Genomic DNA, 24,325 nt, shown 5'->3' on the forward strand with positions numbered 1-24,325 from the left:
CCGCAGGGCCGAGCCGCAGCGAGAGGGGCATGGTGCACAGAACCCCCGAGGACCCGGGGACGACCTCCCCGAGCCCGGACGGCGATGGGATCAAGACGTTTCCCTTCCCTGTCGACCTCAGCCTCTCCGGCGTCGGCATGCAGGTCGGCCGCATGAACCAGGACCGCACCTGGCACCCGGACGTGCCGCTGGAGCGTGTGCACCGCATCGACTTCCACGTGGTCATGCTGTTTGCCGGCGGCCCCGTGACCCACATGGTCGACTTCGCCGAGTACGAGGCCTCCGACGGCGACCTGTTGTGGATCCGCCCCGGCCAGGTCCACCGCTTCTCCCGCACGGCCGAGTACCGCGGGACGGTGCTGACCATGCAGCCCGGCTTCCTTCCGCGTGCCACCGTGGAGGCGACCGGCCTCTACCGCTACGATCTGCCGCCGCTTCTGCGCCCGGACGCGTCCCAGCTCGCCGCGCTGCGGTACTCCCTCGACCAGCTGGAACGCGAGTACACCGACACCGAGACCCTCCCGCTCGCCCTGCACACCGCCGTGCTGCGGCACTCCCTGACGGCGTTCCTGCTGCGTCTGGCCCACCTCGCGACCGGCTCGGCGGATGCGGCCGAAGCCGAGCGCCCGCACGCCGACACCACCTTCACCCGCTTCCGGGATGCGGTCGAGAGGGGGTTCGCGGCCAACCACAGCGTCAGTGCGTACGCCGACGCGCTCGGATACTCCCGCCGCACGCTGGTGCGCGCCGTGCGCGCCGCCACGGGGGAGACCCCCAAGGGCTTCATCGACAAGCGGGTGGTGCTGGAGGCGAAGCGGTTGCTGGCCCATACGGACCTGCCGATCGGGCGGGTGGGCGCGGCTGTGGGGTTTCCGGACTCGGCCAACTTCTCGAAGTTCTTCCAGCTCCACACCGGCATGACTCCGGTGGCGTTTCGGGCGGAGCTGAGCTGAGGGGACGCGGCAGGGAGGGTTCTTCGCGGTGACGCAGACGCCGGGCCCGGTCGGTAAGGCATTCCGACCGGGCCCGGCGCCTGCGCAACCCGCTGGTCAGCGGCCGAAGCTGAACCAGTTGACGTTCACGAACTCCTGCGCCTGGCCGCTGGTGAAGGTGAGGTAGACGTCATGGGTCCCGGTGACCCCGCTGATGTTCGCCGGGATCGTCCGCCAGGACTGCCAGCCGCCCGTGTTGCCGACGGCGAAGCTGCCGACGGGAGTGCTCGTACGGCTGTCGAGGCGGACCTCGACGAGGCCGCTGACGCCCGACGCGGCGCCGCTGGCGACGCGGGCGTTGAACTGGGTGGCCGCCGTGGAACCGAAGTTGACACCTCGGTAGAGAGCCCAGTCGCCGTTCGCGAGGGCCCCGATGTTCTGGCCGCCGCCCGAGTCGGAGGTGGACTCGGTGCTGACGCCGCTCTGGCCGTCGTAGGACTCCGCCTGGATCGGGCTGTACGCGTCACGGTTGCCGGTCGGCGGGGGCGTGGTACCGCTCCCACTGGACAGGACCTGGACGTAGTCGACGACCATGGGGTGTCCCGGCTCGGTCGCGCTGTCCAGGCCGCCGCCGAACGCGTCCGGGAAGGCGCCGCCCATGGCCACGTTGAGGATGATGAAGAACCCGTGGTTGGTGGCGTTGGCCCATGTCGTCGCGTCGACCTGGTTGGCCGTCACCGTGTGGAAGTTGGTGCCGTCGACGAAGAAGCGGATCGCCTCCGGGCTCACCGAGCGGTCCCACTCCATGGTGTAGGTGTGGAAGCCCGACTGGCACGTGGTGTTCGGGCACGCGGTGTAGTTGCCGATGCCGGTGGTCTCGTTGCACGGGCCGCCGGGGTTGGTGCCGCAGTGCATCGTGGCCCACACGCGGTTCAGGCCCTGGACGTTCTCCATGATGTCCAGCTCGCCGACGCTCGGCCAGTTCTGGTAGTTGCCCCGGTAGGGCGCGCCCAGCATCCAGAAGGCGGGCCAGTAGCCCTCGGCGGCGGTGCCGGTCACGTTCGGCATTTGGATGCGGGCCTCGACGCGGAGCTTGCCGCCCGACGGGGGCTGGAAGTCGGTGCGGTTGGTCTCGATGCGGCCCGAGGTCCAGTTGCCGGCGGAGTCGCGCAGCGGGGTGATGCGGAGGTTGCCGTTGCCGTCGAGTGAGACGTTGCTCGTGCTGTTGGTCATCGTCTCGACCTCGCCGGTGCCCCAGTTCGCGGGGCCGCCCGGGTAGGAAGTGCCGGTCGCGTACTGCCAGTTGGAGGTGTTGACGCCGGTACCGGCGGAGCCGTTGAAGTCGTCGACGAAGACCTGGGTCCAGCCGGACGGCGGCGTGGGCGCGGACGCCTGCGCCACCGACGCGCCGGCGGCGGCCAGGCACAGGGCGCTGACGAGGGCGAGGAGGGTGCGGCGCAGAGGACCGCGTCCGGGGGGTGTGGGGGTTGTCGTCATGAGTACCTCTTTGCGTACGGAAGTGGGGTGCGCGGGTACTGAGGTGAGCGTTCTGCTTGGCGCCGTTGGGGGAGGGCCGTTTCTGAGAGCGCTCTCACGAGAGGTGCGGAGCCAATGTGCTCCCGGTCACTCGGGTCGTCAAGAGGTGAAGCAGTGAAAGTTCGACGGGCTGGAGTGGGTTCATCCAGTGAAGGAGGCTCGGCGGGCGGGCCGCGATCTCGTTCGCGCTCCTGTTCGATCACGAGTCGGGTACCTGGCCGATGCCGGCGGGCCGGGTCGGGCAGCCTCCCGGGCATGGGGAGACGCGGGGGATGTGTGGGAGCGGGCGCTATGGCTGTGGCGGTGGTCGCCGGCATCCTGCTCGTGCTGGTGGTGAGCGCGATGGTGTCGATCGAGTGGGATGACCGCGAGGCTGAGCAGGAGGCCCGGGACCAGGTGGCCTCGGCCGTGGCCGGCACGCGGGACGGGCTGTCGCGGGCGGCCGCCGACGGCGTGCTGGTCGGGACGGAGATACGGCGGGCCGTCGCGGGCGGGCAGAAGAGCTGGAGCGAGGTCCGGCGGGACGGTCGGCGGGTGACGGTGACGACGCGTTTTCTCGTGCTCGTGGGAGGAGGGTTCGGGGTTTCCGGCGACGCCGACGGCTGTTACCGCTTCGAGGTCCTCCCGGTGGTCGGCGAACCGCCCGTCTCTGTGCGCGAACTGCCGTACGAGGCCTGCGGGTACGACTCCCGGTGGCTTTATCGTGACCCGGCCGACGTCGCGGAGGACGTCGTCGCCGAGTTGCGGGCCGCGGTGACGGCGGGCGGTGTCGAGGGCGCCCGGACGGCGGACGTGTGGACGACCACAGGCATCGAGGTCGAGGACACGGAGCTGGAGGGGGGCCGGTTCACCGCTCTCGTATGGCTGTCGGGAGCCAGGAACAAGGGCAGGGGGCCACACGTCAGGGACTGCTATGAGTTCCGCGTCCGGCAGCCGCCCGGCACCGTGACCGCCGCGAGACTGGAGCCGGACGGCTGTCAACGCATCGAGCGGGAACGGCAGGCGACGCCGGAGGCCCGGTCGCGCGCCCGGCTTCCCGGGGCCGCCGCGGAGATCGAGCTGCGCGATCAGCCCGGCACATCCGCGGCCGCCCACAGGCAGAATTCGGCAGACGATATTCGCTGGAACCGCCGGAGGCACCCCGCTAGCGTCCCCTCATGACGGACATACACGGCATGTGTACCGACCGATTCACCTCCGTACGCGACGCGTTGGCGGCCACGCTGGCCGACCATGACGTGGGCGCCTCCGTGGCGGTGTACGTGGACGGGGAGCCCGTGGCCGATCTGTGGGGCGGGTTCGCGGACGAGGCGCGGACCGTTCCCTGGGAGCGGGACACCCTGACCAATGTCTGGTCCACCACCAAGACCATGACGGCCCTGTGCGCGCTGATTCTCATCGACCGCGGAGAGCTGGACCCGGCCGCCCCGGTCGCCGCGTACTGGCCCGAGTTCGCCGCGGCGGGCAAGGAGAAGGTCCAGGTCAGGCATCTGCTCGGCCACACGGCGGGGCTGCCGGCCTGGACGGAGCCGATGCGGGTGGAGGACCTGTACGACTGGCCCACCGCCACCGCCCGCCTCGCCGCGCAGGCCCCGGCCTGGGAGCCGGGCACCGAGGCCGGCTATCACGCCCTCACGCAGGGGTATCTGGTCGGAGAGGTCGTCCGCCGGGTCACCGGTCGCACTCTGGGCGCGTTCTTCGCCGAGGAGGTGGCGGGCCCTCTGGGCGCCGACTTCCACATCGGACTGGGCGCCGAGCACGACCCCAGGGTCGCCCCGGTGCTTCCACCGCCGCCGTCTCCGGGGTCCCGGGACCCGCGCGATCGCCCGGGCAATCCGCCGTTGCCGCCGACCACCGCGAACACCACGGCCTGGCGGCGCGCCGAGATTCCCGCCGCCAACGGGCACGGCAACGCCCGATCGGTCGCCGCCGTGCAGTCGGTGCTGGCCTGCGGCGGAACGGCCCGGGGCGTGCGGCTGCTTTCGGAGGCCGGCTGCGAGCGCGTGTTCGAGGAGCAGTTCCTTGGTGAGGACAGCGTGCTGGGCGTTCCCATGCGGTACGGACTGGGGTACGGACTGAACAGCGGCCAACTGCCCAACCCCCGCACCTGCTTCTGGGGCGGCTGGGGCGGCTCCATGGTCCTCGTCGACCTCGACGCACGGATGACCGTGGCGTACGTGATGAACCAGATGCTCCAGCAGGATTCGCTCGGCGACGACCGGGCGTTCCTGATCCTGGCGGCCGCGTACGAAGGGTTCTCGGTCTAGGCCGGACCCAGGCCCCCTGACAACGGTGTGGCCGTACTCATGCGAAGATCACCCACGCCGAGGGAACCAGAACCCGGGATTCCCCCTCTCTAGGGTCGGGTGTCGCCCGAAGCTCCCCCCGAGGCCGCGGGCGGCACCCGATGACCTGCAACAAGGTGTTCATGCCCTGTGCATGGTTCTGCCCGCACGGTCCCGCCGATCATCGGTTCACGACCAACCCCGCAACCGACAGGAGTCCCGCATGCCCAGCCGCCGTCGTTTCCTCGCCGGGTCCGCCGTACTCGGCGTGACCGGAGCGGCGGCCGGGTGTTCCACGGGCAAGCAGGCCGGGGGCGGAGACGCGGCGCCGCCCGCCGTCCGCCCGTCCGCCTCGGTCGTCCCGGCCGCCCAGCCCAAGGCCCAGCGGCTCAACTTCGTGGTGGTCCTCGCGGACGACCTCGGCTGGGGCGAACTCGGCGGTTACGGGCAGAAGCTGATCCGCACGCCGCGCCTCGACGCCCTGGCCGCCGAAGGACTGCGGTTCACCGACGCGTACGCCGCCGCCCCCGTCTGCGCCCCCTCACGCTGCTCCCTGCTCACCGGACTGCACAGCGGTCACGCGACCGTGCGCGAGAACCCGTGGGGGCCGGGCGGTCAGGGCAGCCTCACGGAGCACGACTTCACCTTCGCGGAGGCACTCCGGGCCCGCGGCTACCGCACCGGCCTCATCGGCAAGTGGGGCTTCGGCCCCGAGACGCCGGATCAGCCGAGCCACCCCAACTCCCGGGGCTTCGAGGAGTTCTACGGCTACATCACCCACCGGCACGCCCACGACTACTACCCGGACTACCTCTGGGAGAACGGCACCCGGCAGGAGATCCCCGCGAACCGGAACGGCGCCCGCGAGGTCTACGCGCCCGATCTCATCCAGCAGCGCTCGCTCGACTTCGTCGACGCGCACAAGGACGAGCCGTTCCTGCTCTACCTCGCGCCGACGGTCCCGCACGCCCCCAGCCAGGACCCGCGCCTCGGCACGTACGCGACCCGGCCCTGGCCCCGCCCCGACAAGGCGCACGCCGCCCAGGTCACGTCCTTCGACACCCTCGTCGGCAGCGTCGTCGACCGGCTCACCGAGCACGGTCTCGCCGAACACACCCTCATCCTCGTGACCAGCGACAACGGCCCGCACGAGGAGGGCGGCACCGACCCCGACCTCTTCGACGGCAACGGCCCGCTGCGCGGCTACAAGCGCAACCTCTACGAGGGCGGCATCCGCGTCCCGCTCATCGCCTGGTCGAAGGGGAGCGTCCCGGCGGGGACCACCGACCGGCCGACCCCGCTGACCGACCTGCTGCCGACCCTGGCCGACCTCGCCGGCGCGCCCGTCCCCACGGACATCGACGGCCTCTCGCTGGCGCCGCTGCTGCGTGGTCGCGCCGACAGCGCCCGCCACGACCACCTGTACTTCTACCGCAACCACAGCGGTGTCACCCCGCGCGCGGACGCCGTCGACGGCGGGCGCGCACGGCGCCTGGCCGAGGCGGTGCGCCGGGGGGACCTCAAGGCGGTGCGGTTCGCCCCCGGTCAGGACCGGCGGGCGCCCGACGACCGCTGGCAGGTCGAGCTGTACGACCTCACCAAGGACCCCGGGGAACGGGACGACCTCGCGGCGGCGCGGCCGCGTGAGGCCGACGAACTGGTCCGGCTGATGCGTGAGTCGTGGGCCGACACCTACGAGCGCAAGCCCTTCGGCGTCACCCTGGAAGTGACCCGGCAGGGTGACGAGTTCGTCGTGACGGCCACCCTCGCCAACGGCTCCGCCCGGCCCTGGACGGCCGCCGGGCTCGCCCTCCAGGCGCCCGACCGCTGGCAGGTGCGCACCCTCGACCCGGCGACCGCGGACCGCGTCCCCGTGGGCGGCCGCCTCACCACCCGCTGGTCGGTCACCCCCTCGGCGGACGCGAAGCGCGGCTGGCTGACCTGCCGGGGCACGGCCACGCACGCGGGGGTGCCGGTGGGGTACGCGGCGCAGGTGGTGGCGCAGTAGGAGTCCGGTCGGCGGGCACGCTCGGGGGCCGGGTGCGCTCATGCCTTCAGGGGCGCGGGGCTGTGCCTAGTCTGCGGCTCCGCCGCGTGGGCGCGCAGCCACAACGATTCCGCAGCCCGCCCCGGACAGGACCCGGCAGACGAGACCGGACCGGTTCAGCGGGCGGCAGCCTCCGGCTGCCACCCCAGCCCCCGGGAGATCCCCCGCGCCGCCAGCCGCACCGCAGGCACCAGCACCGGAACCTGCGCCCCCTCCTGGGGCACGACCACCGAGACGGCCGCCACGACCGTGCCGTCCTGTCCACGGATCGGAGCGGCCACCGAGAGGGCGTCGTCCGTGACCTGACGACTGCTCACGGCGACGCCCGTGCGCCGCACCTCGGCCAGGACACGCCGCAGACGGGCTGGGTCGGTGATGGTGCACGGCGTGAACGCGGCCAGTGGCCCCGCGCAGTACTCCTCCTGGTCCGCCGGGTCCCCGTGGGCGAGCAGGGCGAGGCCGACGCCCGTGGCGTGCAGGGGCCAGCGGGCGCCCACGCGGATGTGGACGCCGACCGCCGAGCGGCCGGAGAGCCACTCGATGTAGACGACCTCGCCGCCGTCCCGCACCGCCAGCTGCACGTTCTCGTGGGTCGCCTCGTACAGGTCCTCCAGGTACGGCAGCGCGATCTGCCGCAGCGCCAGCCCACGGGGGGCGAGCGCGGCGACCTCCCAGAGCCGCAGCCCCACGTGGTAGACGCCGGAGTCGTCCCGTTCCAGGGCACCCCACTCGGTGAGCGCGCCGACCAGCCGGTGGGTCGTGGTGAGCGTGAGTCCCGCCCGGCGGCTGATGTCGGTGAGGCAGAGCGCGGGGTGGTCGTGGTCGAAGGCGGCGAGCACGGCGAGCAGCCGGTCGGGCGCGGACCGCGCCGCGGACGTGGAGGCGGACGGCACCGGCGCGGACGAGTACCGCAGCGAAGCGGAGCGCGACGCCGAGGGCTGCGACGCCGAGGACCGCGGTGACGAGGACCGCGCGGACGACGGCGGAGGTGTCGGAGACGGGACGGTGTCGGCGGTCATCGGCATGGCATCGGCTCCGTCTCTGCCAGGGCGGCGCTCTCTCGCTCAGCTCAGCTCGGTCTCGGCGACCTTCTGCAGCAGAGTATGCAGGGTGTCCCGCTCGGCCGGGTCAAGGGCCTGGAGGAGGGTGTTCGTGACGCGCAGCCCGGCCTCGTCGGTGTCGCGGAGGAAGGCACGGCCGTTCTCCGTGAGCACCACGATGCGGCTGCGGCGGTCGTCCGGTGACGGGCGGCGCTCGGCGAACCCGAGCTTCTCCAGATCGTCCACGAGCCCGACGATCGCACTCGGGTCGTAGCCGAGCCGCGAGCTCAGCTCGCGCTGCAGCGCGCCCTCCGACGTGGCGAGGAAACGCAGCAGCGCGTAGTGGCGCAGACGCAGCCCCGACTCCTGCAGGAACGCGTTGAAGAGCTGCCCCGACCTCAGGCCCAGCCGGTACAGCAGGTACCCCGTGTCCGTGTGCAGCGTGCGCATCCACGGCTCCTGTGCGTCGATGAGGGCGGGGCCTACCGCGTTGTCGGTGGCGTGCTGCTGGCCGGCGATGACTGGCTCCCTGGGCCGGGCCCCGGTGGGGCGGTACGTGCGTCTGCGTCCAGCATGCCGCAACACCGACACAGCAACAACTATTGACGACAACAATGATTGTCCTTAGCTTCGATCTCGTAGCCGTGGCTGTGGCCGTAGCCCCCGCCCCGGTCGGCAGCCGCATCTCCTCGTCATCGTTCGAAGGGACCCCCTCGTGCCCAGCATCGATCTCACCGGCAAGGTCGCCGTCGTCACGGGCAGTGGCCGTGGCCTCGGACTGGCCTACGCGCAGGCCCTGGCCGCCCACGGAGCCTCCGTGGTCGTCAACGACATCGACGAGGCCGTGGCCGAGGCCGCCGTGAAGTCCATCACCGAGGCGGGCGGCAAGGCCGTCGCCGAGGTGGTCCCGGTCGGCACCTCCGAGGCGGCGGACCGGCTCGTGAACCGCGCGGTCGAGGAGTTCGGCCGGCTCGACGTCCTGGTCACCAACGCGGGCATCCTGCGCGACAAGGTCCTGTGGAAGATGTCCGACGACGACTTCGACGCGGTGATCACCACGCACCTCAAGGGCACCTTCACCTGCGCCCGCGCCGCCGCGATCCGCATGCGCGAGCAGGGCGAGGGCGGCTCCCTGATCCTCGTCGGCTCCCCGGCCGGCCAGCGCGGCAACTTCGGCCAGACGAACTACGCGGCCGCCAAGGCGGGCATCGCCGCCTTCGCCCGCACCTGGGCGATGGAACTGGGCCGTGCGAACATCACCGTCAACGCGATCGTCCCGGTCGCCGCCACCGCCATGACGGAGACCATCCCGGTCTTCGCCCCGTACGTGGAGGCCCTGCGCGAGGGCAAGCCGTTCCCCGACTTCCTGCGCAAGGGCGAGGGCTTCGGCACCCCCGAGGACTGCGCGGCCCTGGTCCCCTTCCTCGCCTCCGAGGCCGCCCGCGGTGTCACCGGCCAGGCCATCGGCATCGGCGGTGACAAGGTGGCACTCTGGTCGCATCCGAAGGAGATCAGGACGGCGTACGCGAACGGCGGTTGGACCCCCGAGGCGCTCGCCGACGTCTGGCCGACCTCGCTGGGCGCCGAGCCGGAGACCGTCGGCATCCCCGCCCCGAAGATCCCGGAGGCGTGATGAACCCCGGCACCCCCGGCACTCCCGGCCCCTCCGCCATCAACCCGGACGACCTGGTCGCCATCGACGTCCACACCCACGCCGAGGTCTCCTCCAAGGGCAACTCCTCCCTCGACGACGACCTGCACGACGCGTCGTCCGCCTACTTCAAGGTCGAGGGCAAGCGGAAGCCCACCCTGGAGGAGACGGCCGCCTACTACCGCGAGCGGAAGATGGCCGCCGTGATCTTCACGGTCGACGCCGAGTCCGCCACCGGCACCGAGCCCGTCCCCAACGAGGAGGTCGCCGAGGCCGCGGCCGCCAACCCGGACGTGCTGATCCCCTTCGCGTCCATCGACCCCTTCCGCGGCAAGGCGGGCGTGAAGCAGGCCAGGCGTCTGGTCGAGGAGTACGGGGTCAAGGGCTTCAAGTTCCACCCCAGCATCCAGGGCTTCTTCCCCAACGACCGCTCGGTGGCCTACGACCTGTACGAGGTCATCGAGGAGACCGGCACGATCGCCCTGTTCCACACGGGCCAGACCGGCATCGGCGCGGGCGTGCCCGGCGGCGGCGGGATCCGGCTGAAGTACTCCAACCCGCTCCACGTGGACGACGTGGCGGCCGACTTCCCGCATCTGAAGATCATTCTGGCGCATCCGTCCTTCCCCTGGCAGGACGAGGCCCTCGCGGTGGCCACCCACAAGCCGGGCGTCCACATCGACCTCTCCGGCTGGTCGCCCAAGTACTTCCCGCCGCAGCTCGTGCAGTACGCGAACACGCTGCTCAAGGACAAGGTCCTCTTCGGCTCCGACTACCCCGTCCTCACCCCGGACCGCTGGCTCGCCGACTTCGAGAAGCTCAGCATCAAGGACGAGGTCAGACCGAAGATCCTCAAGGAGAACGCCGCCCGTCTGCTCGGGCTGACCAAACCGTAAGGGACACCCCATGTGCAAGGACGGACAGGGGCAACGAGATGCGCAATGAGGGAATCGGGTCGTGGCCCGCGCGCCGGGCCCGCAAGACCCCGCACCGCACCGCCCTGATCCACGGCGACACCACGCTCACCTACGGCGACCTGTACGAGCGCACCACGCGTCTGGCCCACGCCCTGCGCGGCGCGGGGGTCCGCCGGGGCGACCGGATCGCCTATCTGGGGCCCAACCACCCCTCGTACCTGGAGACGATGTTCGCGGCCGGCACGCTCGGCGCGGTCTTCGTCCCGCTCAACACCCGCCTCGCCGGACCCGAGATCGCCTACCAGCTCGCCGACTCCGGAGCCAAGGCCCTCGTCTACGGGCCCTCGCACGCCGGGCTCGTCGCGGGCCTGCCGGGCAACACCGACGTGCGGACGTACGTCGAGGTCGGTGCCGAGTACGAGGCACTGCTCGCCGGTGCCGAGACCGAGCCGATCGACCAGCCCGTCACGCCCGACGACACCTGCATCATCATGTACACCTCGGGCACGACGGGCCGCCCCAAGGGCGCCATGCTCACGCACGGCAACCTTACCTGGAACGCGGTCAACGTCCTGGTCGACCACGACCTGATCGCCGACGAACGCGCCCTGGTCTCCGCCCCCCTGTTCCACACGGCCGGGCTGAACATGCTCACCCTGCCCGTCCTGCTCAAGGGCGGCACCTGCGTCCTGGTCGAGGCGTTCGACCCGGCGGCCACCTTCGATCTGATCGAACAGCACCGGATCACCTTCATGTTCGGGGTGCCCACCATGTTCGACCAGGTGGCCCGGCACGAGCGCTGGGCCGGTGCGGACCTGTCGTCGCTGCGCATCCTGACGTGCGGCGGCTCCCCGGTCCCGACGGCGATGATCGCCAGGTACCAGGAGCGCGGGCTGACCTTCCTCCAGGGCTACGGCATGACGGAGGCTTCCCCCGGCACGCTCTTCCTGGACGCCGAACACGCGATCAGCAAGGCGGGTTCGGCGGGCGTTCCCCACTTCTTCAGCGACGTGAAGGTCGTACGGCCCGACCTGACACCCGTCGAGGTCGGCGAGACCGGCGAGATCGTCGTCCGCGGCCCGCACGTCATGCCTGGTTACTGGGGGCTCCCCGAGGAGACCGCCGCGTCCTTCACCGACGGCTGGTTCCGCAGCGGGGACGCCGCCCGGGTCGACGAGGACGGCTACGCCTTCATCGTCGACCGGATCAAGGACATGATCATCTCCGGGGGCGAGAACATCTATCCCGCCGAGATCGAGGACCACCTCCTCGCCCACCCCGACATCGTCGAGTGTGCGGTCATCGGCGTGCCCGACGAGAAGTGGGGCGAGGTGCCGCGCGCGGTCGTCGTGCCCCGTGAGGGCGCCTCGGTGGACCCCGACGAGGTGCTGGCCTCCCTGGCCGGACGCCTCGCGAAGTACAAGATCCCGAAGTCGGTGGTGCTGGCGGACGAACTGCCCCGCACCGCCTCCGGGAAGCTCCTCAAGGCCCGGGTGCGCAAGCGCTACGGCACCGACCCGTCACGCGACTCATAACGAAGGACAGCCACATGAGCATCACCGTCAACGGCATCGACGAGCTCAAGAAGCTCGCGGGCAGCGACCTCGGCGCCAGCGGGTGGATCGAGGTCACGCAGGAGCGGATCAACACGTTCGCCGACGCGACGGGCGACCACCAGTGGATCCACGTCGACCCCGAGAAGGCCGCGGAGGGCCCCTTCGGGGCGCCGATCGCCCACGGATACCTGACTCTCTCCCTGTTCATCCCGCTGTTCACCGAGCTGCTGGACGTCGAGGGTGTGTCGACGAAGGTCAACTACGGGCTGAACAAGGTGCGGTTCCCTTCGCCGGTGAAGGTCGGGTCGAAGATCCGGCTGGTGGGCAGGCTCGCCTCTGTCGAGGACGTGCCGGGTGGGGTGCAGATCACCGTGGACGGCACCATTGAGATCGAGGGTGGGGCGAAGCCGGCGGCTGTGCTGCAGAGTCTGTCGCGGTTCTACGCGTAAGCGGTTCTCTCGCGCACGGCAGGTTTTGAGCGCTGTGGGGGGCGCGACCGTTGTGGCTGGTCGCGCCCCGCGGCGGAGCCGCATGATGTCACAGCCCCGCGCCCCTTACGGGGCGCCTCAGTTGCCCACCACGTCCACGAACACCGGGTTCGAGTAGAACCACGTGTCCTCCCACGGGTCGCCGTTGCCCGGCTCGTGCGGGATCGGGCCGTGCGGGTCGATGGCCGCACCCAGATAGCCCGCCCCGTTGCGCTTGCCGTCGCTGCCGCGCAGACGGACGTAGAAGGACTCGTTTCCGGCGGTGACCGGGATGCGCAGGGTGTACGTCCCCTTCCGGCCGGAGACGTCCTTCGTCTGGACGACCCTGGTGTCGGGAGCCTGCCACGTGTCCCGGTCGGCCACGGGGCCGCGCACCGTGCCCCGGATCAGGTCCACGTGCGCCAACTGGGGCAGGATGCCCTGGGTGTTGGGGCGCGAGGTGGTGGTCACCGTGACGTAGAGCATGAGCTTCTCGCCCTTGCGGACGCGCAGCCGGCCGCCCAGCGTCACGCCGGGACCGCCGTCGCAGTCACGCTTCAGCCGGACGTCGAGCCCGTCGAGCAGATGCCCGTGGTCGAGCCACACCCGGCCCGCGCGCAGGCCCGCCATCACGGCGCGGTAGCCGTAGCGGGTCACGCCCACGTGGGTGCGGCTGAACTGGCCGGGCCAGAAGTCGCCGCCCGGCTGCGGGCTGTCGGTGTTCACCGGGTCGGGCAGCCGCCCGGTGTTGTCGAAGGTCTGCCCCGGCAGCCAGTCGCCGTTCTTCCAGGTGTCGAAGACCACGCGGTGCACGTCGGAGTTGGTGGTGATCGAGAACAGCTTGCCCTCGGCGAGCATGGCGTCCCACAGACCGCCGACGGTCGCGGTCGCCCAGTCGAAGCCGCCGTACGTGACGTACGCCTCCACCGGGTAGCCGGGCCAGGACTGGGCGGAGGGCTTGTTCTCGTACTCGCCCCGGATCGAGGTCGGCCCGCGCCAGCCCGGAATGCCGCCGCCCTGTGCCCCGGGTGCGCCCTCCATGCCGATCATGATCTCGGGGGCGGCGTCCCGCCAGTCGCGCATCTCGCGCGGGGAATCGATGCCCAGGCGGAGGGGGTGGTTGGCGATGACGAGGACGTCGTCGATGTAACCGGTGCGGCGCTGCTCGGCCAGCCACTGGATGGCCTTCACCGCGTGCGCCTCGTTGCGGGCCGTGTCCGGGCCGCCCGGCGAGCCGTCGGAGTAGCCGAGGAGCTTGCCGTCGTACGCGAGTTCGAATCGCGTCAGCAGGTCGACCTCGTTCGGTCCGGGTGCGGCGAACACCGTGCAGTGCTCGGCGGCCGGGATGTACCACTCCAGGCCCTGGAAGATCAGCTGGCGCGGGTTCTCGGCGCGGGCCTTGAGGATCTCCTCGTGCTCCATCCTGGCGCCGTAGTAGGCGTGCCCGAAGTTGGAGTGCTCGTTGAAGACCATCCAGTCGAGGCCGTACCTGGCGGCAGCGGTGGCCAGCTGGGAGAAGGTGTACTTCGCGTCGTGGCTGTAGACGCTGTGGACGTGGTGGTCACCGACGAGGTAGGCGAGTCTCGGGTCGTTGCCGCCGAAGCCGTCGGCGGCGGCAGCCTCGGGTATCGCCGCCGAGCCGACGGCGAACGCGGCGCCGAACAGACCGGCGCGGCGCAGGAGCTGGCGTCTGGACACGCCCTGGGCGTCCAGGGAGCCGGGGGAGACGGACGGGTCGGCCCAGGCGGGGAGTTGCTGTTCGGACATGACGCGGAGCCCTTCGAGTGGTTCTCAGTGGTTCATGAAGGAGGTGACGGGCAGCGCCCGTGCGACGATCCGGACGTCACCGAGGCGTCCGTACAGGATCTGGTCGATCCGACCGGCGTACTCGTAGCCGCCGAGCAGCCACGGCAGGCCGAGCGAGGTGAGCCCGACGGCGGGGGCGTGGGGATTGCGGGCGACGGGGCAGCCCTCGACGTACATCGTCGTGTGCGAGCCGTCGTTGACGACGGCGAGATGCCACCACAGCTCCCGCGCTGTCTCGTCGCCCCAGTTCGTGGCGATGCCCTCCTGGTTGAGCGGGCGGACCGCCCACTGCGGGCCGGGCCCGTCGGACAGGGAGAGCGTGGCCAGCGGCTCGTCCGGGTCGTCCAGGGTCTTGCCCGCGCCGCCGCCCGTGCCGGTGCGGCTGACGAGTCCTGACCAGGCGTTGCGGGAGGCGTCCCAGTCGGCCGGGAGGCGGTAGAACGCCTCGATGGTGTAACCGTCCTTGAATGTCGCCGAGTTGAGCGGAGCTTTGTCGACCGTGCGCAGGTATGTGCCCTTCACCGGGGCCTTGTGGCCCTGGAACTCCAGGCTGCCGTGACCGGGCTGGTCGGGGTGGTGGTCCGACGACCAGGTCAGCTTTCCGCCGCCCACGGAGACGAGGGTGAGGTCGTTGCCGCGCCCCGAGAGATCACGCACGGTGCCGCCGACCTCCGTGCCGCTGTCATGCCCGTCGAAGCGCCAGTAGGCGACCGTGCCAGGGACGAGTATCTGCGAGACGGGTCGCGACGGACGCGGCGACAGCGGGGCGAAGCCGGAGAAGCGGTCGGCGAAGTCGATCTCGACCGAGAAGCGGTCGGCGTCGCCGCTCAGCTCGATCTCCTGCCGCTCCAGCTCGTTGAGCCCCTCGGAGGCCCTTCCCAGGATCCACGGGGAGACGGTCTCCACGTCGATGACGTTGCGGTCCAGGTCGAAGTGGTAGAGGCGGATCATCGCCGCGCCGCCGTAGTAGCGGTTCTGGTAGTTCGTCAGGTGCAGGTGCACCTCGTTCCCGGCGGCGTTCTTGCGGGTGGTGCGGCCCGCGGGCCAGTAGTGGCCGTTGAGGGTGAGGAAGATCTGGTCGTGGTCCTCCACCAACTGGTCCCAGAGCTGCCGGCCGTAGTCGGAGAGGGTGTCGTCCGCGTAGACCAGTTCGTGCGTGGTGAGGATGACGGGGGTCTTCGGGTGCTGGGCGATCACATCCTTGGCCCAGGCGTACCCCTTGGCCGACAGCCGCCAGTCCAGGGCGAGGACGAGCCACTCCCGGCCCGCCGCCTTGAAGAGGTGGAAGGTGTTGTAGCCGTCCGGCGACGCGCCGCCGAAGGTGGGCTTGCCCTGGAAGCGCCGCGGTCCGAAGGCGTCCAGATACGGGGTGGATCCCCGCTGGTCGTCGGTCGACGACCTGACGTCGTGGTTGCCCGCGAGGACGCTGTAACCGACGCCGTTCTGGTCGAGGAGGGCGAACGCCTCGCTGATCGCGTCGAATTCGACCTTCGCGCCGTTTTCCGTGAGGTCGCCCAGGTGCGAGAGGAAGACGATGTTGTCGTCCTTCCCGTGGTCCAGGACATAGCGCAGGGACGCCTCGATCGGCGCGGGGTTGATGCTCGGCCCGTCGAAGAGGTACTGGGTGTCGGGCATGACGACGAGAGTGAAGCGGCGGCTGTCCGGGTCGGGCGCCCAGCCGACGGCGCCCTCAGTGGTGGCCGCGGCCGGTGCCGCCTGGGCGGTCGTGGCCGGCAGCGCGACCGCGGCGGCCGCTCCGATCAGCGCGGTCGCCCGCAGGAAGTTGCGTCTGCCGGCGCCCGCCTGGGGCGCCTCCTGGGCATGCTCGTGCCCGGACTCGTGCGAGGTGCACACATCTGCTCCGTGAGAGGTGGGAGTCGGGGAGGGGAACGGGGGCGACGTCCTGGCGGGGGAGGGGGGTTCGACGTCCTGGAGAAGCAGCGGGGGTTCTTGGGGCCGGGCGGAACCGGCGTCACAGGGCGCGCAGAGTCCAGCTCCAGCGATGGGTGCCGGGTGGGACGAGGTAGGAGGGTGAGGTGTCCGGGCCGCACGAGGCGGTGCCGACACCCCGGTGGGCCGCGTCGATGTGGACCACGCAGCCGGGCCGGGGCACCAGTTCGTCGTGGTGCGCGGCCGCCGCAAGGTCCTCGGCGCGGTAGCGGGTCACGGAGACCTGGCGGGGCGCGTCGAGGCGCACGGCCAGCCCGTGGCCGCCGTCCGCGGTGAGCGAGAAGTGGCGCACTCCGTGACGGCCACCGCTCTCCTGCGGGCGCAGATACGGGGTGAACAGATCGTCCACGGCGGCCGCGTAGTGCCCCACCGGCGCCCCGGCGGCCCGGTCCGGGTAGCTCTCCCACGGGCCCTGCCCGTACCACGCGAAGCGGTCGAGTCCGGCCACGGTCTCGAAGACGGTGCCCACCCGGGCCACGTCCGTCAGCGCCTCGGGCAGCACCGCCGTCTCCTCGACGAACACCCGGCCGTCCGGCAGTGCGGAGAACGTCTGCTCGTGCTCGACCGGCCCCGCCGCCGTGGCCCACCGGGAGCGCACCCGGACCCGGGCGCCCTTCCGCTCCACGGAGACGGTCTCGCGCTTCGCGCGGTCCAGGCCCCACTCACGCCAGCGGTCGGCCATGCCGCCGAGGACGTCGTTGTCGGTGGGGGCGCGCCACAGGCACAGGACGGGCGGCGCGGTGAGCAGCGGGTGCAGCAGCAGACCGTCGGTGTCGGTCCCGGGGCCGGCACCCGGGCCGACCGCACCGGCGACGAGGTGACCGGAGACGTCCCGGGCGGACCCGCCGGAGGCGTCCTGCTCGACGCCCACCACCGGCTCGCCCGCGTCCGCCTCGTACCAGCGCACCTGCGGGCTGCACACCTCCGTGCCGTGCGGCGCCCACGGTTCGTCGGCGGCCGTCGTCACGCGCAGCGTCAGCCAGATCTCGCCGGCCCCGTCGAGCACCTCCGGCCGGTCGATGACGGCCGCGCCGCCGGGCGGGACGTCGGGCAGCTCGGCGGGCACCGTCCAGCTGCCGCCGTCGGCGGCGGCGAACTCCCACTCGGCGGCCAGCCACGACAGATCGCGGAAGTGCTGCCGGTTGTGCACCCGCAGCACCCGCCAGGTGCCCTCGCCCTCCACGGACAGCCGCACCGGGGCGGCGATCTCCCGGTGCTCGAACATCGCGGGCTTGGGCGTGCGGTCCGGGAAGACGACGCCGTCGGCGATGAACGCGCCGTCGTGGATCGTCTCCCCGAAGTCGCCGCCGTAGGCCCAGCGCAGGCCCGGCGCGGCGACACCGCCCTGGTACAGCCCGGCGCCCGCGGGCCCGGCCGGTCGTCCGTCGTTCACCCGCTGGAGGATGCCGTGGTCCCAGAACTCCCAGATGAAGCCGCCCTGAAGCCCCGGGGTGGACTCGATGGCGGCCCAGTGGTCGGCGAGTGTGCCGTTGCTGTTGCCCATGGCGTGGGAGTACTCGCACTGGATGAGCGGCCGGGTCTGCCTGCCGGAGAGGGCGTGGGCGACGCAGTCCTCGATCGGCGCGTACATAGGGCAGGCGATGTCGGAGGCGTCGTCCGTGGCCGCCCAGTCCAGCTTGGCCGCGCCCTCGTACTGGATCGGCCGCGTCGGGTCGTGGCGGCGCACCCAGCCGGCGGCCGCGTCGTGGTTCGCGCCGTAGTCGGACTCGTTGCCGAGCGACCAGATGATCACGGACGGGTGGTTCTTGTCGCGCAGCACCATGCGGGAGACGCGGTCCACGAAGGCGGAGGTGTAGCGCGGGTCGTCGGCGATCTCGTGGGCGTGGTCGTGCGACTCGATGTCCGCCTCGTCCACGATGTAGAGGCCGAGCTCGTCGGCGAGGTCGTACAGCGCGGGGTCGTTCGGGTAGTGGGCGGTGCGGATCGCGTTGAAGCCGAACCGCTTCAGGGTCACCAGGTCGGCCCGCATGTCGTCGTACGACACGGTGCGCCCCGTCAGCGGATGGAAGTCGTGCCGGTTCACGCCCCGGATGTAGACGCGCTCGCCGTTGACCAGCAGATCCCGGCCCCGGATCTCGACCTCACGGAAGCCCACGCGATGGGTGGAGGTGTCGGCGACGGAGCCGTCGGCGCGGTGCAGGCGCACGGTCAGGCCGTACAGCTCGGGCGTCTCGGCGGTCCACTGACGGACGCCGGGCACGGTGGTGTTCAGGCGGGCCTCGCCCAGGAAGTCGGAGACGCGCTCCTCCGCGGCGTTCAGCCGGTCGAACTCGGCGTCCTGCGCGAGGGGCAGGCCGTCCAGGTGCCCGGTGACGTACCACCCGTCGGGCAGCGCGCCCGCCGCCGACCGCACCCGGCAGTCCACCCGCAGCGAGCCGTCGCACCGAGCCCGCACGGTCACGTCCGCGAGGTGCAGCGGATCCGTCGCGTACAGCAGCACCGAGCGCGTGATCCCGCCGTGCCACCACTGGTCCTGGTCCTCGATGTGCGAGGCGTCGGACCACTTCACGACGGTGAGCCGCACGGTCGCGGACTGCCCGGGCCGTACGGCGCCGGACAGGTCGAACTCGGCCGCGAGGTGGGAGTCCTTTGACAGGCCCACCGGCCGCCCGTCCACGTGCACGAGCAGCACGCTCTCGGCGGCGCCGACCTGCAGCACGATCCGGCGGCCGGCCCAGTCGGCGGGGACGTCCACCTCCCGCTCGTACACGCCCGTCGGGTTCGCGGCGGGGGAGTGGGGAGGGAACTCGGCCCACGGCATGCGGACGTTGGTGTACTGCGGCAGGTCGTCCGTGTCCTGCAGGGTCCAGGCGCCGGGGACCGACGCCGAGGACCACGCGGGGCCGGGTTCCGCGTCGGGCGACGGCAGCAGCTGGAAGCGCCACCGGCCGTCGAGGGACACCGCGCCCTCGCGCCGGTCCACCGCGCACATGGGCATGCGCCCCCAGGAGGTCACCTCGGGTGCCTCCCACGGGCGCAGCGCGATCAATGGATCACCGGACATCACCGTATGGCTCCCTTGCCGAGGTCCGCGATGATCTGCTTGGCGCCGACCGCGAAGACGATCAGCAGCGGGATGAGGGCGAGGAGCGCGCCCGTCATGACCATTCCGTAGTCGGTGGTGCCGTGGGTGCCGTTGAGTTGTGACAGTGCGACCTGAAGTGTCACGTTGTCCGGGTTGGTGAGGGCGATCAACGGCCAGGCGTAGTCGTTCCACTGGCCCATGAAGGTGAAGATGCCGAGGAAGGCGAGGCCCGGGCGGACCACCGGGAGCGCGACGTGCCAGTACTGGCGGAGGAAGCTCGCGCCGTCGATCTTCGAGGCGTCGAGCAGCTCGTCGTGGATGGCACTCTTCATGTACTGGCGCATCCAGAAGATCCCGAACGCGTTGGCGGCGGCCGGTACGATCAGCGCGGTCATCGACCCGATCCAGCCCAGCTTCGCCATGATCACGAACTGCGGGATGGCCTGGAGCTGGGCCGGCACCATGAAGATCGCCATCATCAGGGCGAACAGCACCCGGCGGCCCGGGAACTGGAACTTCGCGAAGACGAACGCGGCCAGTGAGTCGAAGAACAGCACCAGGAACGTCACCGAGCAGGCGACGAGCAGGGAATTGAACATCGACCCGAAGAAATCGATGTTGTCGAAGAGATGGCGGACGTTCTCCAGGAAGTGCGAGCCGGGCAGCAGCTTCGGCGGGTAGGAGAAGATCTCGGTCGACGAGTGCGTCGACATGATCACGGCCCAGTAGAACGGGAAGACCGAGAGCACCAGGCCGATGATCAGACAGAGATGGAGGGCGATGCCACGGCGGCCCGCACCCTTGATGGACGACATGGTCGGGGCCTCCTAGTCTTCGCCCCGGCGCTGCACCAAGCGCCAGTTGATGATCGAGAAGATGATGACGACGAGGAAGATGCCCCAGGCCACGGCGGCTCCGTAGCCGAAGTCGTTGTTGTCGAACGTCTGCTGGAAGAAGTAGAGGACCATGGTCTGGCCCGAGTGTCCGGGACCGCCCGCGAACGACGAGTTGTTGTCGGTGGTCTGGAGCAGGACTTGTGGCTCGGAGAAGGTCTGCAGTCCGGTGACCGTCGAGATGACGAGCACGAAGAGCAGCGTCGGACGCAGCAGCGGCAGGGTGACCCGGAAGAAGGTCTGCACGGGACCGGCCCCGTCCATCCGCGCGGCCTCGTACAGCTCGCCCGGAATCGTCTGCAGACCGGCCAGGAAGATGATCGCGTTGTAGCCGGTCCACTGCCAGGTCATGAGCGTGGCGATGGCGACCTTGATGCCCCAGGACGTGTTCAACCACGCCACCTGGTCCAGGCCGACCGCCTCCAGCACGGCGTTCACCAGGCCGAAGTTGGTGGAGAAGACGGAGCCGAAGATGATCGCGACCGCCACGATGGAGGTGACGTTCGGCAGGAAGTAGGCGAAGCGGTAGACGTTCTTGAAGCGGACGGCCGAGTTGAGCATCACCGCCGTGACCATGGACAGGAAGATCATCGGGAAGGTGGCCATGGCCCAGATGACGATCGTGTTCCCGATCGAGGACCAGAACTGACTGTCCGACAGCAGATAGCGGTACTGCGCGAGCCCCGCGAACTCCATCGAGCCGAGTCCGTCCCAGCGGTGGAAGGACAGGTACAGCGAGAAGCCGACCGGGATCAGTCCGAAGGCCAGGAACAGCAGGTAGAAGGGGGAGATCGCGACGTACAGCCGCCAGTGGCTCAGGATGCCCTTCCTGGGAGCGCCGACGGGCGTCTCGGCCACGGGCGGCGGGGATGTCTCCAGCACGGGTGCGGTGGCCATCAGTACGTCACCCCCAGGTGGTCGGCGATGCGCCGGCACTTGCTCATGGCGTCCTTCCAGGCCTTCTCCGGGTCCTTGCCGAGGACGGAGAAGTTCTTCAGCTCGTCGTCGATCGGGGTCTTGAGCGCGATGTCGTACGGGCTGTTGAAGGCGACCGGGATCTTCTCCGCCGCCGGGCCGAAGACGTCCATGGTGATCTGGTCGCCGAAGAACGGGTCGGGCTCGCGCAGCTTCTTCATGCCGTACGACGCCGGGGTCGACGGGAAGAGTACGGAGTCGATGAACCCCTGTGCCTGGTTGTCCGCGTTGAGCATCCAGGTGATCAGCTCGAAGGCCTTCTCCGGCTCCCGGCAGGCCTTGGTGATCGCGAGGAACGAGCCGCCGATGTTCGACGGTCCGCCCGGACAGCTCGCCACCCGCCACTTGCCCTTGGTCTTCGGTGTGTTGAGCTTGATGTCGCCGGCCGCCCAGGAGGCGTTCAGCTGGCTGGGCAGCAGCCCTCTCTCGGTGGCGGAGATGTTGTCGGGCGTCCCGTTGACGATCTTCGAGACCAGGCCGCGACGGGTGGCCTCGACGGCCCGGTCCCAGGCGGTGCGCACATGCTCCTGGTCGCCGATGAAGTGCCGGTCCTTGTCGACCCACCGCTTGGTCGTCTGGTTGACCGAGATGCCGTAGATGCCGAGGGCGTCGGTGAGGATGAACGCGCCGGGGACGCGCTTCTTGAGCTGCTCGCCGGCCGCTATGAACTGGTCCCAGGTGGCCAGCTCCCTGGAGACGTCCTCGGGTTCGGTGGGCAGCCCGGCCTTCTCGAAGGTGGCGGGCTGGTAGTAGTGGGCGACAGGACCGCAGTCGATGGGGAAGCCCACCATCGAGCCGTCCTCGGCGATGCCCTCGTTCCACTTCCAGGGCAGGTACTGGTCCTTCAGCCTGTCCGCGCCCAGGGTGCGCAGGTCCACGAACTGGTCCGCGTTCGGCAGGTACGACGCCATGTCCTCGCCCTTGAGCCCGACGATGTCAGGGATGTGGGCCCGTCCGGTCATCGTGGTCATCAGCTTCGAGCGGTAGTAACCGCCGATCTGGATCGCCCGCAGGTCCATCGCGCTGTCGTAGCGCGCCTTGGCGTCCTTGACGACCTTTGGGCTGAGGCCGCCGCTCCAGTACCAGAGGACCATGTTCCGGCCGGTCGACCCGGTCGGAACGGCACAGCCGGACGCCAGTCCGCCGAGCGCCGTGGCGGCCGTGCCCGCCAGGCCCGCGCGGAGCAGGCTCCTTCGTGAGAGCCGCAAAGCTCCCACCGCCTTTCGGATGTCTTGAATCAGGTGGGGGATTGGTGAGGATCAGTGGGAAGTGCCGACCGGCGGCGTGACCGGGGCGTGGGGGAGCGGGGGCCCCGGGTCCGCAGGGAGCCGGTCCGCGAGGAAGCCGTACGCGCGCCGCAGCGCCGGGTCGCCGAGCGTGCGCCACCACTCGTGGACCCCGTACCAGCCGGGCGCCGCCAGGGCACCGCCGTGGTGGCCCACGGACAGTCCTGCGGCGAGCACGGCGAAGCGCAGCCGTTCCTCCAGGGGCCAGCCGCCCAGCGAGGCCGCGACGAAGCTCGCCCCGAAGACGTCCCCGGCGCCCGTCGCGTCCAGCACGTCGACGGCCAGGGCGGGCACGTCGGCGTACTCGCCGGTCGTCTGGTCCACGGCGACCGCGCCCTCGCCGCCGCGCGTGACCACCGCCACCGGCACCAGCTCCGACAGGGTGCCGAGAGCGGCGACCGCGCTGTCGGTGCGCGTGTAGGCCATGGCCTCCGTCTCGTTGGGGAGGAAGGCGTGGCACAGGGAGAGCTGGTCGAGGAGGTCCGAGGACCACCGCTGGCTGGGGTCCCAGCCGACGTCCGCGTAGATGCGTGTCCCGTTCGCGGCGGCCTTGGCGAGCCACTCGCGGGGCTCGGCCTCGATGTGCACCAGGGCGGTGCGCGCGGCCGGCGGGTCGCCCATCAGCTCGTCCTGGGTGATCGGGGGTTCCTGGCCGTGGGTGACCAGCGCCCGGTCGGTGCCGTGTGCGAGGGAGACGGTGACCGGCGTGTTCCAGCCCTCCGCCGTACGGGACAGCGAGAGGTCGACGCCCTCCTGGCCGTCGAGGACGTCACGGCAGTACTCGCCGTAGAAGTCGTCGCCGAAGACCGTGGCCAGCGAGGTGGCGAGGCCGAAGCGGGAGGCGGCGACCGCCAGGTTGGCGATACCGCCCGGACCGCAGCCCATGCCGCCGGTCCAGATCTCCTCGCCGGGCGTCGGCGGTTTGCCCAGTCCCGTGAGGACGAGGTCGTAGAAGAGCAGCCCGGTCAGCAGCACATCGGGCCGGTCGTCATCCACGCGCGCATCCTCTCGTCACCGGCGTTCTCGATCAGTTTTGAGCGGCGTCACCACCCGCTCGCCATTTTTCTGCACAGGATCGTGCGCGTCTCCCGGGGATTTGGCAAGACTCACGCAGAAGTGAGCATAGAAATGATTGAAGATGACGAGTACTGTTCATCGTGTGCTGGCAGAACGACGACACCAACTCATCCTGAGGGCCCTGCGCTCCGGCGGCCCCGCAGCGGTCACCGACCTGTCCGAACAGCTCGGTGTGAGCCCTGCCACCATCCGGCGCGACCTCGTCAAGCTGGAGGACGAGGGGCTGCTCACCCGCGTGCACGGCGGCGCGGTGGTGGAGGAGGGCGACCAGCCCTTCGCCGAGGTGGCCGAGGTGCGCGTGCCCGAGAAGGACGCGATAGCGGCGAAGGCCGCCTCGCTCGTCCGGGACGGCGAGTCCGTGCTGCTCGACATCGGCACCACGGCCTACCGGCTGGCGCGGCAGCTCCACGGCCGCCGGCTCACCGTGATCACCAGCAACCTGGTGGTCTACGAGGAGCTCGCCGACGACGAGGGTATCGAGCTGGTGCTGCTGGGCGGCATGGTCCGCCGCGAGTACCGCTCACTCGTCGGCTTCCTGACCGAGGACAACCTGCGCCAGCTCCACGCGGACTGGCTCTTCCTCGGCACCAGCGGGGTGCGGCCCGGCGGGCACGTGATGGACACCACCGTCGTCGAGGTGCCCGTCAAGCGGGCCATGATCAAGGCCGGCGACAAGGTCGTCCTGCTGGCCGACCGGGCCAAGTTCCCGGGCACGGGCATGGCGCGGGTCTGCGGACCGGAGGAACTGGACATGGTGGTGACCAACGCACCCGTCGACCCGGCCACGCGGTCGTCGCTGGAGGAGGCGGGCGTCGAGGTGGTTCCGGCGTGAGCCGGGTAGGTGGAAGTACGGCAAAGGTG

General features: G+C 70.7%; 19 protein-coding genes. 9 read left to right on the plus strand and 10 right to left on the minus strand.

The features are described from left to right. Positions 1–29 precede the first annotated feature (29 nt). Positions 30–953: a helix-turn-helix domain-containing protein gene (locus ACZ49J_RS16855; RefSeq protein WP_467453633.1), complete on the plus strand. Its 924-nt coding sequence runs from the start codon at positions 30–32 to the stop codon at positions 951–953. Positions 954–1,049: 96 nt separating this feature from the next. On the opposite strand, the gene ACZ49J_RS16860 is transcribed toward ACZ49J_RS16855, so the two are convergent. After that, complete coding sequence (locus ACZ49J_RS16860; protein WP_467453634.1) at positions 1,050–2,429, minus strand: glycoside hydrolase family 16 protein; 1,380 nt, start codon at positions 2,427–2,429, stop codon at positions 1,050–1,052. A 330-nt stretch (positions 2,430–2,759) separates the two neighbouring features. Here ACZ49J_RS16860 and ACZ49J_RS16865 point away from each other — a divergent pair, with 330 nt between their 5' ends. The 3 genes from ACZ49J_RS16865 to ACZ49J_RS16875 all read left to right on the plus strand — a co-directional run bounded on the left by ACZ49J_RS16865 (position 2,760) and on the right by ACZ49J_RS16875 (position 6,761). Next, positions 2,760–3,629 carry a hypothetical protein gene (locus ACZ49J_RS16865; RefSeq protein WP_467453635.1) on the plus strand — a complete coding sequence of 290 codons (870 nt, stop codon included), beginning with the start codon at positions 2,760–2,762 and terminating at the stop codon, positions 3,627–3,629. Then, positions 3,626–4,735, plus strand: a complete 1,110-nt coding sequence (locus ACZ49J_RS16870) for a serine hydrolase domain-containing protein (protein WP_467453636.1) — start codon at positions 3,626–3,628, stop codon at positions 4,733–4,735. The genes ACZ49J_RS16865 and ACZ49J_RS16870 overlap by 4 nt, the downstream gene beginning before the upstream one ends. A 241-nt stretch (positions 4,736–4,976) precedes the next feature. Further along, the gene (locus ACZ49J_RS16875; protein ID WP_467453637.1) at positions 4,977–6,761 is read left to right on the plus strand and encodes a sulfatase-like hydrolase/transferase; all 1,785 of its coding nucleotides are present in this window, start codon (positions 4,977–4,979) and stop codon (positions 6,759–6,761) included. A gap of 155 nt (positions 6,762–6,916) precedes the next feature. Here ACZ49J_RS16875 and ACZ49J_RS16880 read toward each other — a convergent pair whose 3' ends face one another. Beyond that, positions 6,917–7,825, minus strand: coding sequence for an IclR family transcriptional regulator (locus ACZ49J_RS16880; RefSeq protein ID WP_467453638.1), 909 nt, complete (start codon positions 7,823–7,825; stop codon positions 6,917–6,919). Between the two features lie 39 nt (positions 7,826–7,864). After that, positions 7,865–8,290: a MarR family winged helix-turn-helix transcriptional regulator gene (locus ACZ49J_RS16885; protein ID WP_467453639.1), complete on the minus strand. Its 426-nt coding sequence runs from the start codon at positions 8,288–8,290 to the stop codon at positions 7,865–7,867. A gap of 265 nt (positions 8,291–8,555) precedes the next feature. Between ACZ49J_RS16885 and ACZ49J_RS16890 the strand changes: the two genes are divergently transcribed. Genes ACZ49J_RS16890 through ACZ49J_RS16905 form a run of 4 tightly spaced genes read left to right on the plus strand, consistent with a single transcriptional unit; the run spans position 8,556 to position 12,413 of the window. After that, on the plus strand, positions 8,556–9,473 hold the full coding sequence (locus ACZ49J_RS16890; protein WP_467453641.1) for an SDR family NAD(P)-dependent oxidoreductase: 918 nt from the start codon (positions 8,556–8,558) through the stop codon (positions 9,471–9,473). Then, complete coding sequence (locus tag ACZ49J_RS16895) at positions 9,473–10,387, plus strand: amidohydrolase family protein (protein WP_467453642.1); 915 nt, start codon at positions 9,473–9,475, stop codon at positions 10,385–10,387. Before ACZ49J_RS16890 ends, ACZ49J_RS16895 begins: the two co-directional genes overlap by 1 nt. Positions 10,388–10,425: 38 nt before the next feature. Further along, the gene (locus ACZ49J_RS16900; protein ID WP_467453643.1) at positions 10,426–11,943 is read left to right on the plus strand and encodes an acyl-CoA synthetase; all 1,518 of its coding nucleotides are present in this window, start codon (positions 10,426–10,428) and stop codon (positions 11,941–11,943) included. A 14-nt stretch (positions 11,944–11,957) separates the two neighbouring features. Continuing rightward, the gene (locus ACZ49J_RS16905) at positions 11,958–12,413 is read left to right on the plus strand and encodes a MaoC family dehydratase (RefSeq protein WP_467453644.1); all 456 of its coding nucleotides are present in this window, start codon (positions 11,958–11,960) and stop codon (positions 12,411–12,413) included. Between the two features lie 117 nt (positions 12,414–12,530). On the opposite strand, the gene ACZ49J_RS16910 is transcribed toward ACZ49J_RS16905, so the two are convergent. The 7 genes from ACZ49J_RS16910 to ACZ49J_RS16940 form a co-directional block, all read right to left on the minus strand. Beyond that, positions 12,531–14,198, minus strand: coding sequence for a PHP domain-containing protein (locus ACZ49J_RS16910; protein ID WP_467453646.1), 1,668 nt, complete (start codon positions 14,196–14,198; stop codon positions 12,531–12,533). Positions 14,199–14,222: 24 nt separating this feature from the next. Next, positions 14,223–16,091, minus strand: coding sequence for a LamG-like jellyroll fold domain-containing protein (locus ACZ49J_RS16915; protein WP_467453647.1), 1,869 nt, complete (start codon positions 16,089–16,091; stop codon positions 14,223–14,225). A 118-nt stretch (positions 16,092–16,209) separates the two neighbouring features. After that, positions 16,210–19,212 (minus strand): glycoside hydrolase family 2 TIM barrel-domain containing protein, encoded by a 3,003-nt coding sequence (locus ACZ49J_RS16920; RefSeq protein ID WP_467453648.1) that lies wholly within the window; start codon positions 19,210–19,212, stop codon positions 16,210–16,212. Further along, a complete protein-coding gene (locus ACZ49J_RS16925) occupies positions 19,212–20,048 on the minus strand; it encodes a carbohydrate ABC transporter permease (protein ID WP_467453649.1) in 837 nt (278 codons plus the stop codon). The genes ACZ49J_RS16920 and ACZ49J_RS16925 overlap by 1 nt, the downstream gene beginning before the upstream one ends. Positions 20,049–20,060: 12 nt before the next feature. Next, a complete protein-coding gene (locus tag ACZ49J_RS16930) occupies positions 20,061–21,023 on the minus strand; it encodes a carbohydrate ABC transporter permease (protein WP_467453651.1) in 963 nt (320 codons plus the stop codon). After that, positions 21,023–22,309 carry an extracellular solute-binding protein gene (locus tag ACZ49J_RS16935; protein ID WP_467453652.1) on the minus strand — a complete coding sequence of 429 codons (1,287 nt, stop codon included), beginning with the start codon at positions 22,307–22,309 and terminating at the stop codon, positions 21,023–21,025. Before ACZ49J_RS16935 ends, ACZ49J_RS16930 begins: the two co-directional genes overlap by 1 nt. A 51-nt stretch (positions 22,310–22,360) precedes the next feature. Beyond that, a complete protein-coding gene (locus tag ACZ49J_RS16940) occupies positions 22,361–23,383 on the minus strand; it encodes a carbohydrate kinase family protein (RefSeq protein ID WP_467453653.1) in 1,023 nt (340 codons plus the stop codon). A 163-nt stretch (positions 23,384–23,546) separates the two neighbouring features. Between ACZ49J_RS16940 and ACZ49J_RS16945 the strand changes: the two genes are divergently transcribed. Further along, positions 23,547–24,296 carry a DeoR/GlpR family DNA-binding transcription regulator gene (locus ACZ49J_RS16945; RefSeq protein WP_467453655.1) on the plus strand — a complete coding sequence of 250 codons (750 nt, stop codon included), beginning with the start codon at positions 23,547–23,549 and terminating at the stop codon, positions 24,294–24,296. Positions 24,297–24,325: the final 29 nt, after the last annotated feature.

It is taken from the genome of Streptomyces sp. NPDC030840, from assembly GCF_055572015.1.